14 protein-coding genes are annotated in these 17,136 nt (G+C 68.5%); 7 read left to right on the forward strand and 7 right to left on the reverse strand.

Annotated elements, in window-relative coordinates; genetic code table 11:
* Positions 1–65: 65 nt before the first annotated feature.
* The 4 genes from pheS to rpmI form a co-directional block, all read right to left on the reverse strand.
* On the reverse strand, positions 66–1,166 hold the full coding sequence (pheS, locus tag IEX18_RS07715; RefSeq protein WP_188658154.1) for a phenylalanine--tRNA ligase subunit alpha: 1,101 nt from the start codon (positions 1,164–1,166) through the stop codon (positions 66–68).
* Complete coding sequence (locus IEX18_RS07720; RefSeq protein WP_188658155.1) at positions 1,163–1,468, reverse strand: GIY-YIG nuclease family protein; 306 nt, start codon at positions 1,466–1,468, stop codon at positions 1,163–1,165. The genes pheS and IEX18_RS07720 overlap by 4 nt, the downstream gene beginning before the upstream one ends.
* Before the next feature lie 189 nt (positions 1,469–1,657).
* Complete coding sequence (gene rplT, locus IEX18_RS07725) at positions 1,658–2,023, reverse strand: 50S ribosomal protein L20 (protein WP_188658156.1); 366 nt, start codon at positions 2,021–2,023, stop codon at positions 1,658–1,660.
* 14 nt (positions 2,024–2,037) lie between these two features.
* Complete coding sequence (gene rpmI / locus IEX18_RS07730) at positions 2,038–2,241, reverse strand: 50S ribosomal protein L35 (RefSeq protein ID WP_007406658.1); 204 nt, start codon at positions 2,239–2,241, stop codon at positions 2,038–2,040.
* 161 nt (positions 2,242–2,402) lie between these two features.
* Between rpmI and IEX18_RS07735 the strand changes: the two genes are divergently transcribed.
* The gene (locus IEX18_RS07735) at positions 2,403–4,496 is read left to right on the forward strand and encodes an AsmA family protein (RefSeq protein WP_188658639.1); all 2,094 of its coding nucleotides are present in this window, start codon (positions 2,403–2,405) and stop codon (positions 4,494–4,496) included.
* Positions 4,497–4,689: 193 nt separating this feature from the next.
* Here the strand turns inward: IEX18_RS07735 and IEX18_RS07740 are convergent, their stop codons facing one another.
* Positions 4,690–5,496 (reverse strand): inositol monophosphatase family protein, encoded by an 807-nt coding sequence (locus IEX18_RS07740; RefSeq protein ID WP_188658157.1) that lies wholly within the window; start codon positions 5,494–5,496, stop codon positions 4,690–4,692.
* 90 nt (positions 5,497–5,586) lie between these two features.
* Here IEX18_RS07740 and IEX18_RS07745 point away from each other — a divergent pair, with 90 nt between their 5' ends.
* The 4 genes from IEX18_RS07745 (at position 5,587) to IEX18_RS07760 (ending at position 12,351) form a co-directional block, all read left to right on the forward strand.
* Positions 5,587–6,126, forward strand: coding sequence for a peroxiredoxin (locus IEX18_RS07745; protein WP_188658158.1), 540 nt, complete (start codon positions 5,587–5,589; stop codon positions 6,124–6,126).
* Positions 6,127–6,463: 337 nt separating this feature from the next.
* Positions 6,464–9,316, forward strand: coding sequence for a TonB-dependent receptor domain-containing protein (locus IEX18_RS07750; RefSeq protein ID WP_229664433.1), 2,853 nt, complete (start codon positions 6,464–6,466; stop codon positions 9,314–9,316).
* Between the two features lie 264 nt (positions 9,317–9,580).
* Positions 9,581–10,609, forward strand: a complete 1,029-nt coding sequence (locus IEX18_RS07755) for an Ldh family oxidoreductase (protein WP_188658160.1) — start codon at positions 9,581–9,583, stop codon at positions 10,607–10,609.
* On the forward strand, positions 10,606–12,351 hold the full coding sequence (locus tag IEX18_RS07760) for a DUF885 domain-containing protein (RefSeq protein WP_188658161.1): 1,746 nt from the start codon (positions 10,606–10,608) through the stop codon (positions 12,349–12,351). The genes IEX18_RS07755 and IEX18_RS07760 overlap by 4 nt, the downstream gene beginning before the upstream one ends.
* Before the next feature lie 152 nt (positions 12,352–12,503).
* On the opposite strand, the gene IEX18_RS07765 is transcribed toward IEX18_RS07760, so the two are convergent.
* Positions 12,504–13,691, reverse strand: coding sequence for a M24 family metallopeptidase (locus IEX18_RS07765; protein ID WP_188658162.1), 1,188 nt, complete (start codon positions 13,689–13,691; stop codon positions 12,504–12,506).
* Positions 13,688–14,914, reverse strand: coding sequence for an NAD(P)/FAD-dependent oxidoreductase (locus tag IEX18_RS07770; RefSeq protein ID WP_188658163.1), 1,227 nt, complete (start codon positions 14,912–14,914; stop codon positions 13,688–13,690). The genes IEX18_RS07765 and IEX18_RS07770 overlap by 4 nt, the downstream gene beginning before the upstream one ends.
* 90 nt (positions 14,915–15,004) lie before the next feature.
* Between IEX18_RS07770 and IEX18_RS07775 the strand changes: the two genes are divergently transcribed.
* Together IEX18_RS07775 and IEX18_RS07780 are read left to right on the forward strand one after the other, a co-directional pair.
* Positions 15,005–15,919 (forward strand): dihydrodipicolinate synthase family protein, encoded by a 915-nt coding sequence (locus tag IEX18_RS07775; RefSeq protein ID WP_188658164.1) that lies wholly within the window; start codon positions 15,005–15,007, stop codon positions 15,917–15,919.
* A 169-nt stretch (positions 15,920–16,088) separates the two neighbouring features.
* A complete protein-coding gene (locus tag IEX18_RS07780) occupies positions 16,089–17,099 on the forward strand; it encodes a 4-hydroxyproline epimerase (protein WP_188658165.1) in 1,011 nt (336 codons plus the stop codon).
* The last annotated feature ends 37 nt before the right edge of the window (positions 17,100–17,136 follow it).

A 17,136-nucleotide genomic window follows, 5' to 3' on the forward strand; every position in this document is an offset into this window, starting at 1 on the left:
TCTTGCTGGGCTGGCGGTGCGGCCGCCAAGGGGAGACCCCAGCCTTCGCTGGGGTGACGTTACTGTCAGGCCGCGACGCCGACGCCGCCGGACAGGGTCGGCACGTCGAGGCTGGCAAAGCCGTAATGCTTCAACCAGCGGATATCGCCGTCGAAAAAGGCGCGCAGGTCGTCCATGCCGTATTTCAGCATCGCCAGCCGGTCGATCCCGCAGCCAAAGGCGAAGCCCTGCCATTCGGCGGGGTCGAGGCCGCAGGCGGCGATCACCTTGGGGTGGACCATGCCGCTGCCCAGCACCTCCATCCAGCCTTCTGCCCCGCCGATCACTCGCTTGCCCTTGACCATCGAGAAGCCGACATCGACCTCCGCCGACGGCTCGGTGAAGGGGAAATAGCTCGGGCGCAGCCGCAGTACGATGTCGTCGCGCTCGAAGAACGCCTTGAGGAACGTCTGCAGCGTCCATTTGAGATGGCCGAGGGTGATGCCCTTGTCGATCACCAGCCCCTCGACCTGATGGAACATCGGCGTGTGCGTCGCATCCGAATCCGATCGATAGGTGCGGCCGGGCGCGATGATGCGGATCGGCGGCGGCTGGCCGGTCATGGTGCGGATCTGCACCGGCGAGGTGTGGGTGCGCAGCACCCGGAACGTCTCGCGCTCGTCCCCCGCCGGATCGACGTCGGCGAGGTAGAAGGTGTCGTGCATCGCCCGCGCCGGATGCGTCTCCGGAATGTTGAGCGCGGTGAAATTGTGCCAGTCGGTCTCGATCTCCGGGCCCGTGGCGACAGCGAAGCCGAGATCGGCGAAGATCTCCGCCAGCTCGTCCATCACCTGGCTGACGGGGTGGACGGTGCCTGCCGGGGTGGCATCGACCGGCAGCGTCATGTCGAGCGTCTCGGCGGCGAGCCGCGCGTCGAGCGCCGCCTGCTCCAGCGCGGCCTTGCGGGCGGCGATCGCGGCGGTGACGCGCTCGCGCAGGCCGTGGATGGCCGGCCCGCGGCTCTGCCGCTCCTCGGCGCTCATCGCACCCATGGTCTTGAGCAGCTGCGTCACCCGCCCCTGCTTGCCCAGCGCATCCACCCGCACCTCATCGAGCGCATCGAGCCCCGGCGCGGCGGCAATGGCGGCCAGGATGTGCTCGCCCAGGGTGTTGAGGTCTTCGGTCATAGGCCGGGGTCAAAGCCGAGGGCGATGGCAAGGTCAACCCATGTGGGATTGCCCTTCTCGATCAGCCGCAGCTTCCAGTCGCGATTCCACTTCTTGAGCTGCTTCTCGCGCAGGATCGCGGCGTCCATCGTGTCGGCCATCTCGTACCAGACGAGGCGGGTGACGCCGTGGCGAGAGGTAAAGCCCTTGATCGCGCCGGCGCGGTGCTGAGCGAGACGCGCCATGAGGTCGGAGGTGACCCCGATGTAGAGCGTGCCGTGCAGACCGCTGGCGAGAATGTAGACGCAGGGTTGCTTGGCCATCCCCCCTCCGCCGTCATCCCCGCGAAGGCGGGGATCCATAACCTCTGACGTTGGTGAGTCTCAACAGCGTCAGCGTGTCTGGATCCCCGCCTGCGCGGGGATGACGAGCTTATGATGGGAAGGAAGAGGATGCAAAAAAGGCGCCGGTGTCGCCACCAGCGCCCTTTCGCATCATCGAACCCGAAGGGGTCAGGCCGCCTGGGGCAGCGCCGCCTTGGCCTGCGCGATGATTGCGCTGAAGGCCGCGCCCTCGTGCATCGCGATGTCGGCCAGCACCTTCCGGTCCAACTCGACACCGGCCAGCTTCAGGCCGTGCATGAACTGCGAATAGGTCAGGCCCTCGGCGCGGACGCCGGCGTTGATGCGCTGGATCCACAGGCCGCGGAAGGTCCGCTTCTTCACCTTGCGGTCGCGATAGGCGTACTGACCGGCCTTCTCCACCGCCTGGCGGGCGATGCGGATCGTGTTCTTGCGACGGCCGTAGTAGCCCTTCGCCTGTTCCAGAATCCGCTTGTGCTTGGCCTTGGTCGTCGTGCCGCGCTTTACTCGTGCCATATCTTAAGCCCTCCTCAGTTCAGGCCGTAGGGGGCCCAGGCCTTCACCGTCTTGGTGTCGGCGTCCGACAGCACCGAAGTGCCGCGGTTCTGGCGGATGTACTTGCCGTTATGGCTGATCAGGCGGTGACGCTTGCCGGCGACGCCGTGCTTCAGCTTGCCGGTGGCGGTGAGCTTGAAGCGCTTCTTGACGCCGCTCTTGGTCTTGAGCTTGGGCATTTTGGTCCTTTCCAATGGGCGATGCATCGGACAGCCGCGGCAGCCCCGATGGCCGGGCCGTCTTCACGCGCATCGCTCGGTGAAGCGGGGCCCTTAGCCGCGCTCGCAACGGAATGCAACCGATGCGGAACCGGAACGGCCAGTTGCGCGTCGGGCGGGCCATGGAGGAGACGGCTCCCGCGACCGAACGGCCCGCCCCGCGGCGCAGGCGACTGGTGCGAATCCTGATCGGGCTGGTGGCCGTCGTCTTCGCCGCCTGGGCTATCCTCTACATCACCAAGGGCCGCTTCCTGAAGCATCCGTTCGAGCGGATCGTCGGCAAGGCGACCGGCCGCACTGTGCAGGTCGGCGGCGACTTCCAGCTCTATTTCGCGCCGCTCGACATCCACTTCCTCGCCGAGCGGATCGCGCTGTCCAACCCCGAATGGGCCAGCCGCCCGCAGCTGTTCACCGCCGACCGGATCGACGCACGGATCGCGCCCCTGTCGCTCATCTTCGGGCGGCGGCACTTCCGCTCGCTCGATCTCGCGAACGGCGCCGTCGACCTGGAATGGACGCCGGACCACCGCACCAACAGCTGGACCTTCAGCGACAAGAAGGGCGGCAAGCCGCTCGAGTTTCCCCGGATCGACACCGCGACCGTCAGCGGCACCACGGTGCGCTATCGCGATCCGCGGATGCGGCTGCTCGCCGACCTGACGCTGGCCGACTTCCGCTCGGAGGATGCGCGGATCGGGCGGGCGGTCGGGGTGCATGGCGGCGGGCTGGTGCGCGGCACGCCCTTCACCGTCGTCGCCCGGCTGCTGACCCCGGACGCGACCGCCAATCGCGGGCAGAACCAGCTCGTCGCGCGGATGCGCGCCGCGAACAACGTGGTCGATGTCGCGGGCACCCTACCCTCGATCGCCGACATCGAGCGGGTGCCGCTGTCGGTCGCGGCGCGCGGGCGCAACATGGCCGATCTGCTCGGCATCATCGGCGTCGTCATTCCCAATACCCGCACCTATCGGATGCGCGGCCAGCTGGTGAAGGACGGCGAGACCTACACCTTCACCCGGCTGCGCGGCGTGGCGGGCGCGACCGACCTCGCGGGTCGGCTGACCATCGTCAATGGCGAGCGGCTGCACCTCGATTCGACGCTGACGACGAAGAGCCTCGACATCGTCGATGCCGCGCCCTTTATCGGCTATAATCCCGATATCGTGGCGGCGCAGGGCGCGGTCGCCGCCGCCCGCGCGACCGGCGCGGCACCGCAGCGGCTGCTGCCGGACGCCGAACTGCCGGTGCAGACGATGCGGGCCTTCGATGCCGATCTGAAATGGACGATCGGGCAGGTAAGGTCGCGCAACGTGCCGATCTCCGATGTCGACCTGACGCTCGATCTGGAGCGCGGCCGGCTGGCGCTGTCGCCGCTGACCTTCGCGATGGCGCGCGGCAATGTTGCGGCGGATGTCGTTTTCGACACGCGCCAGCGGCCGAGCGCCGTCACCTACGACATCCGCCTCGCGCCGACGCCGATGGGTCGGCTGCTCGCCGGCTATGGCGTCGCGGAAAGCGGCACGACGGGCACGATCAAGGGGCGCATCCAGCTCGCCGGGCGGGGCGACACCATCCATGATTCGCTGGCGAGCTCGGCCGGGCGGATCGCCTTCATCATGCCGCAGGGCACGCTGTGGACGCGCAACGTGCAGCTCGCCGAACTGGACCTCGGCACCTTCGTCCAGAAGATGTTCGAGGACAAACTGAAGAAACCGGTGGAGGTGAATTGCGGGCTGATCGGCTTCACCGTGCGGAACGGAATAGCGGCCGCGGATCCGATCCTGATCGACACGACCAAGAACGTCATCGTCGGGCGTGGCGGCTTCAGCTTCCGCAACGAGGCGATCGACCTCGCCTTCCGCGCGGACGGCAAGAAATTCTCGCTCTTCTCCGGTCAGTCGCCGGTGGGGCTGGGCGGCAATTTCGCCTCGCCGTCGCTCGACGTCATTTCTGGCGACCTGCTGGCGCGTGCTGGCTCGGGGCTGGGCCTGTCGCTGGTGGCTTCGCCGCTGGCGGGCGTGCTGGCGTTCGTCGATATCGGCGACGCGAAGTCGGCGGCCTGCGGTCCGGTATTGGCGGGCGCGAAGGCAAGCGCGCAGCGGACGACCAAGGGGCAGCCGCGCGATGACGTGGGTCACGGCACGACCGCGACGAGCGAGGACGGCAAGCGCGGCGACGGCAAGGCGCAGCGGAAGAAGTTCCTGGGGATTTTCTAGGCGCTGCTCCACCCCGAGCCACCCCCCAGCGTCGCCCCAGCGAAGGCTGGGGCCTCCTGCGGCTCCTGCCTAGGGCCTTAACCGCAAGATCCCGGCCTTCGCCGGGATGACGTTAAGCCTGGAAATTTGCCTAAGGCACCAGTTGGAAATTGTTCCACGTGGAACATTCGTGGAACATCGCCTCGCCCAACCGTCAATGCGCGTGCGGCAGGGTCCGGATCGCCTCCAGCACATCGTCGGTCCGGGCCGGATCGCCGATCGCGAGCACATGGCCCTCGCTGTTCGCGTTGAGCGGATCGCCGTTCCAGTCGCACATCCGTCCGCCCGCGCCCTCGACCACCGGCACCAGGGCGGCGAAGTCGTAGAGCTTCAGCCCCGATTCCGCGACGATATCCAGATGGCCCGAGGCGAGCAGGCCGTAATTATAGCAGTCGCCGCCATAGACCGGCCCCTGGCGCGGATTGCCGCCCGACGCGGCGGTGACGAGCGCCATGAAGTGCGGCACGTCCCCCTCCTCGAACAGGTGCGGGCTGGTGGTGGCGATCGTCGCGCCTTCGAGCGCGGCGCAACTGCGGGTGTGCGCCGGTACGCCGTTGAAGGTCGTCGGACGCCCGGCAACGCCGACCCAGCGCTCGCGCTGGACCGGCTGGTCGATGATCCCGAGCACCGGCCAGCCATCCTCGACCAGCGCGATCAGCGTGCCGAAGATCGCCCGGCCGGACGCGAAGCTGCGCGTCCCGTCGATCGGGTCGAGCACCCATTGCCGGCCGGTCACCCCCTCCTTGACGCCATATTCCTCGCCATGGATGCCGTCGCCCGAGCGCTCCGCCTCGATCAGCCGGCGCATCGCCGCCTCCGCCTCGCGGTCGGCGAGGGTGACGGGCGACCGGTCCTCCTTCAGTTCCAGGCCGTGGTTGCGGCGGAAATAGGGGCGGATCACCGCGCCCGCCGCATCGGCAAGGGCGTGGGCGAGGTCGATATCGGTACGGTTGACGGGCATGCCCCCTGCCTATCGCGGCACAGGCGTGCGCGCTACATGCTTGCAGCAACGGGCCTTCCATGCCGGATCGCCCCGCTGAGAGGATTGCCCATGCGCCGTTTTCTGTCGCTGCCGCTGGTCGCCGCGCTGTCGCTCGCCGTTCCGGCCACCGCCGCCCTCGCACCCGGGGCCCGCGCACCCGACTTCGCGACGCGCGGCGCGGTCGCGGGCAAGGTCATTGCGGTCAAGCTCTCGGAGCAGCTCAAAAAGGGCCCGGTCGTCCTCTACTTCTTCCCGGCGGCCTTCACCGGCGGCTGCAATGCGGAGGCGCATGCCTTTGCCGAGGCGATCCCCCAGTTCCAGGCGGCCGGCGCGACGGTGATCGGCATGTCGGCCGACGATGTGGAAACGCTGTCGCGCTTCTCGGCCGAGAAGTGCGCGGGCAAGTTCGCGGTGGCGAGCGCCGGGCCGGCGGTCGTCAAGGGCTATGACGTCGCGCTCGGCAAGGAAGTAGCCGGGCGCGCGGTGACCAAGCGGACCAGCTATGTGATCGACCGCAACGGCCGCATGGTGTTCGTGCATGACGACATGAATCCCGCCGAGCATGTCAGCCAGACGCTGGCCGCTGTGCAGAAGCTCAAGGCGCGCTGAGAGGCGGGAGCCGTGAAGACGGTCGGCGGGGCATTCACCGTCCCCGCCGCCTTTCCGTGGCGAGCGTGCAAATCTCAAAAGCCGTTCGTTTCGAGTGCGGTACGAACGTTGGTCTGGAGGTACGCCTTCAGTAGGTAACCGAAGATGATTGTCGGGGGTGTGGCGAAAACGACACGAAAGTAGGATTGAGCAGAAGAAATCGTATAAAAAATTTGCCAAGCGATATTCGTATACGGTATTTGTCATCCAATCATAACGATTGGGGGCGACAATGCGTTCGATTTCGACTGCGTTTTTGTGCAACTCCGCGGCCTTCGCCGTGGCCATCGGTCTCAGCATGCCGGCATCCGCGCAGACGGAGGCGACCACCCAGGCGACCCAGGCCGGCGAGGCGGGAGACGACCAGATCGTCGTCACCGGTTCGCGCCTCCAGGTGCCCGGCATGGAGAGCAACAGCCCGATCACCACCGTCGGCGCCGAGGAGATCCGGCTGCAGGGCGCGACCAATGTCGAGAACGTCCTCAACCGGCTGCCGCAGATCACGCCCGATTCGAACGAGAATGTGTCGAACGGCGCCGACGGCACCGCCCGGGTCAACCTGCGCAACCTGGGCAGCAACCGGAACCTGGTGCTGGTCAACGGCCAGCGCCTGCTGCCGATCCAGGCGACCGACCTCAACCTCATCCCCTCGGCGCTCGTCCAGCGGGTCGACGTCGTCACCGGCGGCGCCTCGGCCGTCTATGGCTCGGACGCGGTGTCGGGCGTCATCAACTTCATCCTGCGCGACGATCTGAGCGGGGTGCGGGCCGACGTCCAATATGGCTTCGCCAACCACCGGAACGACAATGCCGACCGGCGGGCGCTGGTCCGCTCCTCGGGCTTCAATACCGCCCTGCCCTCTCCGGTCGACGGGCAGCGGCTCGACGCGAACATCGCGTTCGGCGCCAATCTGGAAGACGGCAAGGGCAATGTGACCGCCTATTTCGGCTATCGTAATGTCAAGCCGATCCTCCAGTACAACCGCGACGTCTCGGCCTGCGCGCTCGATCCCAACGATGCGCTCGACGGCTTCGTCTGCGGTGGATCGTCGAACAACGAATATGGCCGTTTCTCGCCGCTGAGCGGCGGCAGCTACAACAACACGCGCGACGGGTCGAAGACCTGGGTGCCGTATGACAGCAGCTTCCGCTACAATTACGCGCCGCTCAACTACTTCCAGCGCAACGACACCCGCTACACCGCCGGCGCCTTCGCCCATTACGAGGTCACGCCGGCCGCCGACGTCTATGGCAGCTTCATGTTCATGGACGACCGCACCAATTCGCAGGTGGCGCCGTCCGCGCTGTTCCAGGGCTATACCTACAACATCAACTGCAACAATCCGCTGCTGAGCGCGCAGCAGGGCAATCTGCTGTGCGGCGCGGATTACGGCACCGCCGCGCAGAAGGACGTCTATATCGGCTATCGCCCGGTGGCCGCGCCCGCCCAGCCGCGACGCGACGATCTGCGCCACACCGACTATCGCTTCACCGGCGGCGTGCGCGGCGAGATCGCGCCGGGCATCCGCTACGACGCGAACGCGCTGTTCTCGACGGTGCTGTTCAACGAGACCTATTCGAACGACATCGATCCGGCGAAGGCCAACAAGGCGCTGAAGGTCGTCAACGTCAACGGCGTGCCGACCTGCCTGTCGGTGATCGACAAGTCCGACACCGCCTGCGTCCCGCTCAACGTCTTCCAGTATCGCGGCCCCTCGGCCGAGGCGCTGAACTACATCTACGCGCCGACCAGCACGCGCGGGATCGACAAGGAGACGGTGCTCAATGCGGCGGTGACGGTGGACGGCAGCGCCTTCGGCGCGACCCTGCCCTGGGCCGAACATGGGATCAGCGCGGTGGTCGGCGTCGAGCGCCGCCACGAGAGCCTGGAGTTCAAGGCCGACGCGCTGGCGCTGGCCAAGGGCACCAAGGAGATCGCCGGCAGCTTCAACGTCTCCGAGCTGTTCACCGAGGTTCGCGTGCCGCTGGTGGAAGGCAAGCGCTTCTTCGAGGAGCTGTCGCTGACCGGCGGCTATCGCCTCTCCAAGTACAGCAACAACGACGACTATATCTCGACCTACAAGGGCGAGCTGGCCTGGGCGCCCTCGCGCGACCTGCGGCTGCGCGCCGGCTATAACCGCGCGATCCGCGCGCCCAACATCTCCGAGCTGTTCAGCGCCCAGCAGCCGGGTAACGTCACGACGCAGGATCCCTGCGCCGGCGCCAGGCCCCAGGCCACGCTCGCCCAGTGCCAGCGCACCGGCGTGACCGCGGCGCAATATGGCAACATCATCGAGTGCCCCAGCGAGCAGTGCACCGGCTTCTTCGGCGGCAATCCGGCGCTGAAACCGGAAGAGGCGGATACCTACACCGCCGGGCTGGTGCTGACCCCGCGCTTCCTGCGCGGCCTGTCGATGTCGGTCGACTACTTCCACATCAAGGTGAAGGACTATATCAGCTCGATCCCGGTGACGCTGGCGATCAGCCAGTGCATTTCGAGCGGCGATCCCTTCTTCTGCTCGCTGTTCAACCGGAATCCGCGCAACGGCGTGCTGTTCGGCGGCGACGCCAATACCGCCGGCTATATCCTGTCGACGACGCAGAACACCGGTTCGCTGAAGACCAGCGGCCTCGACATCGGGCTGAACTACACCCAGCGCACGGGGATCGGTCGCTTCAACCTCGATTTCGTCGGCACCTGGCTGCACGACCTGATCACCGAGCCGCTGCCGGGGCTGGGCTCCTACGACTGCAAGGGCCTGTTCGGCGGCACGTGCGGCCAGCCCTCGCCCGAATGGCGCCACCAGGCGCGGCTGACCTGGACCACGGCCGACGGCATCGGCACCTTCTCGGTCAACTGGCGCTATATCGGCGGCACGGCACTGTCGCTGAACACCAGCGATCCGTTCCTGACCGGCAGCACCTACAAGCTCAATGCCAAGCTGCCCGCCTACAATTACTTCGACCTCACCACCTCGGTGAAGATCACCGAAGGGCTCGACTTCCGCGCCGGCGTCAACAACCTGTTCGACAAGGATCCGCCCGCGATCGCGCAGGGGCTGCTGGCGAGCTTCGGCAACGGCAACACCTATCCGGGCTTCTACGACGTCGCCGGCCGGTCCTTCTTCTTCGGGCTGACCGCCGCGTTCTGATGCCAGGCTTGAGCAAGATGATCTGGCGCTGACCCACCCCCGACCGTTCGCCCCGAGCGCCGTCGAAGGGCCTGCGACTTGACCGTGCTTCGACTTCGTTCAGCACGAACGGGTCACTATGGGGTCATCCTGCTCTGGAGCATGAGGAGCGATCCGCCGGCACTGCGCCGGCGGATCGTTTGCGGTTCGGGGGGGCAGCCGGTCGATTGACAGGCGATCCCGCCCCTCTATCGTATACGATATCGACGACCAACGGACAGGTGCATGCGCGCGAACGAGACCATCCTTATGTCGCTCGACGACGTCCGCGACTATGCCCGTGCGACCCTGACCCGCGTCGGCCTGTCGCCCGCCCATGTCGAGGCGGTGGCGGAGACGATGGTCGCGGGCGAGCGCGACGGCTGCGCCAGCCACGGCATCTACCGCCTGCTCGTCGCGGCGCAGAGCGTCGCCAAGGGCGTCGTGGTGCCCGATGCGGTGCCGGTCCTGTCGCGACCCGCCCCGGCGCTGATCCGGGTCGACGGCGGCGGCGGCTTCGCGCAGCTTGCCTTCGACCGCGGCCGCCCGCATCTGGCGGAGGCGGCGCGGACCTGCGGCATCGCGGCGATGGCGCTCAACAACGTCGTGCATTTCGCGGCGCTCTGGCCGGAAGTGGAGGCGCTGGCCGAGGACGGGCTGGTCGCGCTCGCCTGCACGCCGAGCCATGCCTGGGTGGCGCCGGCCGGCGGGACCAAGCCGGTCTTCGGCACCAACCCGATCGCCTTCGGCTGGCCGCGACCGGGCGGCATGCCCTTCGTGTTCGACTTCGCGACCAGCATGGTCGCCCGCGGCGAGATCGAGCTGCACCGCCGCGCCGGCAAGCCGGTCCCACCGGATTGGGGTCACGCTCCCGACGGAAGCGCGACCACCGTCGCCGAGGAGGTGCTGGCCGGCGCGATGCGGACCTTCGGCGGACACAAGGGATCGGCGCTGGCGGCGATGGTCGAGCTGATCGCCGGGCCGCTGATCGGCGACCTGACCAGCGCGGAATCGATCGCGAAGGATGCCGGCCGCGGCGGCTCGCCGATCGGCGGCGAGCTGATCATCGCGATCGATCCGGCGGGCTTTCTGGGCGCGGCGGCGGCGGAGCATCTCGCCCGGGCGGAGGCGCTGTTCGCGTCGATCGAAGAACAGGGTGCGCGTCTGCCGGGATCGCGCCGCCATGCCGCGCGCGCGGTGAGCCTGGCCGAGGGGGTGCATGTCCCCCGCCAGCTGATCGCCGATATCGACGCCGTCACGAAGGAAAGCCGATGACCGCCAAGCCGCTGCTCGCCGCCCTGCTCCTCGCCGCGGCGTTGCCCGCGCCGCTCGCCGCCCAATCTGCCGACGCCCGTTTCAACACGCTGGCGGAGGCCGAGTATAAGTGGCGCGGTACGCTGTCGGCATCGGACGAGAATACCCCCAAGGACGAGCAGCGCGGCCTGCCCGATGTCGGCCCGGCGATGCAGGCGGCCAAGACGAAGCGCTGGACCGAGACGCTCGCGGCGCTCGACGCCATCGACCCGAAGACGCTGTCGCCCGCCGCGCGCGACAACTACACCGTCTATCGTGGCCAGGTGGAGGCGCTGCTCGCCGAGCAACGCTATCGCGACTACGAAAAGCCGCTCAACGCCGATTCGAGCTTCTGGATCGATCTCGGCTACGCCAGCCGCGCTACCTATCGCGACGAAGCCGCCTATCGCGGCTATCTGCGGGTGCTGGCGGACATTCCGCGCTATTTCGACCAGAACATCGCCAATATGCGGGCCGGGCTGAAGCGCGGATTCACCCCGCCGCAGGTGACGCTGCAGGGGCGCGACATCGGCGTCGCCGAGGTGGTGAAGGCGGGAGCGAGCGATGAGTCGCCCTTCTATGCGCCGTTCAAGTCGATGCCCGCGACCATCCCCGCCGCGACGCAGGCGGCGCTGCGATCCGAGGCGAAGCGGGTGATCGCGAGCGCGGTCGTGCCGGCCCATGCGACGCTGCTCGCCTTTCTGCGCGACGACTATATTCCCGGCGCGCGGAAGACGCTGGCGGCCTATGACCTGCCCGATGGGCGCGCCTATTACACCGCCAAGATCCGCGAGTTCGTGACGCGCGACCTGACCGCCGAGCAGATCCATGCGATCGGGCTGGCGGAAGTCGCCAAGATCCGCGCGCGGATGGATGCGGTGATGCGCGACGTGAAGTGGCAGGGCGATTTCGCCGGCTTCCTCAACTTCCTGCGCACCGATCCGCAATTCTACGTCAAGACCCCGCAGGCGCTGCTCGACCGCGCGGCGTGGACCGCCAAGGAGTTCGACGGCAAGGCCGCGCAATATTTCGGCCGTCTGCCCCGCGCGCGCTTCGCCATCGAGCCGGTGCCGGCGGACCTTGCCCCCTTCTATACCGGCGGGCGCGGCGGGCCGGGCATCTATCTCGTCAACACCTACGACCTGCCGTCGCGCCCGCTCTATTCGCTGCCCGCACTGACCCTGCACGAGAGCGCGCCCGGCCATGCGTGGCAGATGCCCTTCGCCAGCGAGCTGGAGGGGCTGCCCGACTATCGGCGCGAGACGTACATCTCGGCCTATGGCGAGGGCTGGGCGCTCTATTCCGAAGCGTTGGGGGAGGATATGGGCCTCTACCACACGCCCTATGAGCGGTTCGGGATGCTGAGCTACCAGATGTGGCGCGCGGCGCGGCTGGTGGTGGACACCGGCCTCCATGCCAAGGGCTGGAGCCGCGAACAGGCGCAGGCTTTCCTGCGCGACAATACCGCGCTGTCGAACCACGAGATCACCACCGAGGTCGACCGCTACATCGCCTGGCCGGGTCAGGCGCTGAGCTATTATATGGGCGAACTCGCCTTTCTGGACGGACGGGCGAAGGCGGAAAAGGCGCTGGGCGCGAAGTTCGACATCCGCGCCTTCCACGATGCGATGCTGAGCCTGGGCTCGGTACCGCTGCCGATGGTCGACGCGCGGGTCGACCGGTTCATCGCAGAGGGCGGCAAGGGGCCGTTTGCGGGGAAGTAGGGGCGAGCCTGATCGAGCTTCCTAGCTCGTCGCCCCAGCGTAGGCTGGGGCCTCTTGCCGCTCCTGCCTGCGCGCGATCACGGCGAGATCCAGCCTTCGCTGGGATGACGTCCAGATCTTGGAATGACGTTCAGATCTATTGCAGCGCCCCCTCACCCGAAGGGCCGGTCGATCGAGGGCTGCGGCTCTGTGAACCAGGCCGCACCCGTCTCGGTGACATGGAAGTGATCCTCCAGCCGCACCCCGAAGCGGTCGGGCACGACGATCATGGGTTCGTTGCTGAAGCACATGCCCGGCGCCATCGGAGTCCGGTCCCCCCGCACCAGATTGGCGGGCTCATGGATCGACAGGCCGATGCCGTGGCCGGTGCGGTGCGGCAGGCCGGGGAGGCGATAGTCGGGGCCGAGTCCCGCGCCCTCCAGCACCCGGCGCGCGGCGGCGTCGGCCGCCTCGCAGGGAACGCCGGGGGCGGCGGCGGCGAAGGCGGCGGCCTGCGCCTCATGTTCGATCGCCCAGATGTCGCGGATCTCCTGCGCGACCTGCCCGAAGGCGTAGGTCCGCGTGATATCCGAATGATAGCCATGGACGCGGCAACCGGTGTCGATCAGCACGAGCTGGTTCTCCTCAAGCGCCTGATCGCCGGGAAGGCCGTGCGGAAAGGCGGTGGCGCGGCCGAACTGGACGGCGCAGAAGAAGGAGCCGCCGCCGCCGATCGCGTGATGCGCCGCGTCGATGAAGCGGATCACCTCGCTGGCGCGGATGCCGGGGCGCAGGATCGCGGCGGCGCGCGCCTGCACCTCCAGCGTCATCGCCTTGGCCTCGGCGAGGCAGGCGAGCTCCGCGGGCGACTTCACCATGCGGCAGCCGTCGATGACCGGGGCGCCGTCGACCAGCGTCGCACCCGCGGCGCGCAGCCGCTCCATCCAGGCGAACGGCATCAGCGGATCGACCGCGACCGTGCCGCCGCCCGCCCCCCGCACCGCGTCGGCGACCAGTGCCACCGGGTCCTCATCCTCCTCCCACAGGCGCAGATCGGCGGCGATCGCAAGGTCCGCCTCCAGCGAGCCGCGCTCGAAATGCGGGCAGATCATCACCGGCTCGCCCGTGACCGGCAGCAGCAGCGCCACCATCCGCTCGGTCGCGCCCCAGGGCACGCCGGTGAAATAGCGCAGGCTGGCGCCGGTATGGACGAGCAGCGCGCCCGCCCCCGCGGCCGCGATGAGGGCGCACGCCTTGTCCAGCCGCGCGCGATATTCCTCGGCGGCGATCGGCGGCACGCGGGTGGCGGGCGGGCGGATCGCGGCCAGTTGCGTCGCGACGTCGGAGGTGCCGATGGTCATGCGTCAATCCTTCCAAAACGCTCGATCGCGAAGGGGGCAAGGTCGATGGCGGGCAATGCGCCGGCCATGGCGGCAGCCAGCAGCTCGGCGGTGACCGGCGCCAGCGTGAGCCCCAGATGCTGGTGGCCGAAGGCGTAGAACAGATTGTCCGCCGCAGTCGAGCGGCCGATCGCCGGCAGATAGTCGGGTAGGGTCGGCCGCGCGCCCATCCACCGGCGGAACGGACCGGCAATCGGCAGGCCGAGCGCGGCGGCGTGCCGCTCCAGCCGCTGCCATTTGCGCGGGTCCGGCGGGGCATCCGCGCGGCCGAACTCGACGAAGCCGGCGACCTGCACCGAATCGGCGTAGCGCGTGACGATGATCGAGCGATCCTCGAACACCACGGGCGGCAGGTCGGCGGGCCAGCGATCGGCGGCGGCGCGGACGTGATAGCCGCGCTCGGCGATGATCGGCACGCGGTGCCCCGCCATCCGCATCGGCGCGGCCGAGCCCGTGCCCGCCGCGACCACGATACGGTCGGCGGAGATTGCGGCGATCGCCACGCCGCGCCCGGCCCGGGTCAGCGTGGCGAGCTGCGCGATCCGCGCGACCCCCGCGGCGTCGAGCGCGCGATCGAGCGCCGCCGCCAGCGCATCGAGATCGCCGATCTGGCCGCTGCCGCTGAAGCGGATCGCGTCAGCGACGTGCGGGCTCAGCGCGTCGAGCCGCGCGCGATCGGCAGCGCAGACGGGTGCGAAACTGGCTGTTCCCGTCTCCGCCCCGGCCCAATGGGCGCGCCCCGCCGCCGCGCTGGCGGCACGTTCCCACGCGACGAAATGGCCCTCCTCGCGCAGCAGCCCGGGCGCACCGAGCGCGCCGACCAGCCGCCGCCACGCCGGCATCGCTTCGGCGAGCAGCGAGCCCAGCGCCTCCGTCCCGGCCGCGAAGCGCGCCGGCCGCGCCGCCGCGATCAGCCGCAGGCCGAACGGAAGCCAGGCGTTCGCCTGCGACAGCGGAAGATCGAGCGCGCCGCCCAGGGCGAACAGCCGGCGCGGCAGGCTTCTGATCGTGGCGGGCGAGGCGAGCGGCGCGACCTGCTCGGTGGCGATATGGCCGGCATTGCCCCAGGAAGCGGGTACCGCCTCGCCCGCCGGGTCGACGAGGACGATTCTCTCGCCGGCGCGTGCGAGCGCCAGTGCGATCGTGCGGCCGACGATGCCTCCGCCGATGACCGCAACAGTCACAAATACTTACCCAAAGGGACGGTTTCCGGCTTGATCATGGCGCCTGCCTATCGTATACGATTTTGAGAGACAAGTACGGGGTATTGCAGAGTGAGCATCGATTGGCAGGGGGTCTTCCCCGCAGTGACGACCCAAATCCGCGAGGACCTATCGATCGATCTGGCCGACACGCAGCGCGTGGTCGACGATCTGATCCGCGACGGGGTGACCGGGGTCATCGCGCTGGGCACGGTGGGTGAGAACAACTCGCTGACCTTCGAGGAAAAGATCGAGGTGCTGACCGCGATCGTCGAGGCGGTCGACAAGCGCGTGCCGGTGGTGACGGGCGTCTCGGAATACGACACGCGGCGCGCGGTCGGCTATGCCCAGGCGGCCGAGAAGGCCGGCGCCGACGGGCTGATGCTCCTGCCGCCGATGGTCTATGTGCCCAAGGCGAAGGAGCTGGCGGCGCACTTCCGCGGCGTGGCGGAGAAGACGGCGCTGCCGATCATGCTCTACAACAACCCGCCCGCCTATCGCACCCAGATCAACAATGAGGTGCTGGGCCTGGTCGCCGACGTCGCCAATATCGTCGCCATCAAGGAATCGGCCCCCGACACGCGCCGCTTCAGCGATGTGAAGAACAGGTTCGGCGATCGCTTCGTACTGTTCGCGGGGCTGGACGACGTGGCGCTGGAGGGCCTCTATCTCGGCGCGCAGGGCTGGGTATCGGGCCTGACCAACGCCTTCCCCAAGGAATCGGTCGAGCTGGTCAACGCCTTCAAGCGCGGCGACCATGGCAAGGCGATGGAGATCTATCGCTGGTTCATGCCGCTCCTCCACCTCGATGCCGAGCATGACCTGGTCCAGTCGATCAAGCTCGCCGAGCAGGTGATGGGCCGCGGCTCCGAGCGCGTGCTGCCGCCGCGCTACGTGCTGGAAGGCGAGCGCCGCGCCGAGGTGATCGCGATGGTCGAGCAGGCCGCCGCGACGCGGCCGACGCTGACGCTGGCCAAGGCGGCGTGACGTCGACGGGTCGGGGCCGGCCGATCATCAACGGTGGCCCTCACCCTTCCCACTGCCTCCGGCAGCGGGCCCCTTCCCTCTCCCATCGGGAGAGGGAGGGAGGCGCGTAGCGTCGGAAGGGTGAGGGCCGTGAGTACGCCCCGCCTGGATCACACGGACATCCTACCCCATGCGCCACACCTTCTTCTGCATCGACGGCCACACCGCGGGGAACCCCGTGCGCCTCGTGGCGGGCGGCGCGCCGTTGCTGCGCGGCGGATCGATGTCGGAGCGGCGGCAGGACTTCCTCGAGCGGTTCGACTGGATCCGCACCGGCCTCTGCTTCGAGCCGCGGGGCCATGCGATGATGTCGGGCGGGTTCCTCTATCCGCCGACCCAGGAAGATACGGACATCGGCATCCTGTTCATCGAGACGAGCGGCTGCCTGCCGATGTGCGGCCACGGCACGATCGGGATGATCACCTTCGGGCTGGAACATGGCCTGATCACCCCGCGCGAGCCCGGCCGGCTGCGGGTGGAGGTGCCCGCCGGCGTGATCGACATCGCCTATAGCGTCGAGGGCGAGAGGGTGACCGGCGTGCGCATCACCAACGTCCCCGCCTATGTCGCCGCGCGCGGCATCGCGATCGAGGTGGAGGGGATCGGGCCGCTGACCGTCGACCTTGCCTATGGCGGCAATTATTACGCGATCGTCGAGCCGCAGGGGGCCTATAAGGGCCTGGACGCGATGGGCGCCGAATGGCTGGTCGAAATGGGCCGGCGGGTCCGCACGGCGATGCAGGCGGCGATCGAGCCCGTGCACCCGCTCGACCCGACGATCCGCGGCGTCAGCCACGTGCTCTGGGCGGACGCGCCGCGGGGCGGCGGGGCGGATGGAGCCGCGGACGGCCGCAACGCCGTCTTCTACGGCGAGGGCGCGATCGACCGGAGCCCGTGCGGCACCGGCACGTCGGCACGCCTCGCCCATCTCGCCGATCGCGGCGTGCTCAAGCCGGGCGACCGCTTCGTCCACGAAAGCTATATCGGCAGCCGCTTCATCGGCCGGGTCGAGACGGCGACCGAGGTGGACGGGATCCCGGCGATCGTCCCGTCGGTCGAGGGCTCCGCGATCGCGACCGGCTTCAACACGATATGGATTGATCGCGCCGATCCATTCTGGAAAGGCTTTGCGGTTCGATGACACGGGGCCGCCCTTTCGGGGTCGCCCGCGTCCCATA

The sequence above is a fragment of the Sphingomonas metalli genome (assembly GCF_014641735.1).
Lineage (GTDB): Bacteria > Pseudomonadota > Alphaproteobacteria > Sphingomonadales > Sphingomonadaceae > Sphingomonas > Sphingomonas metalli.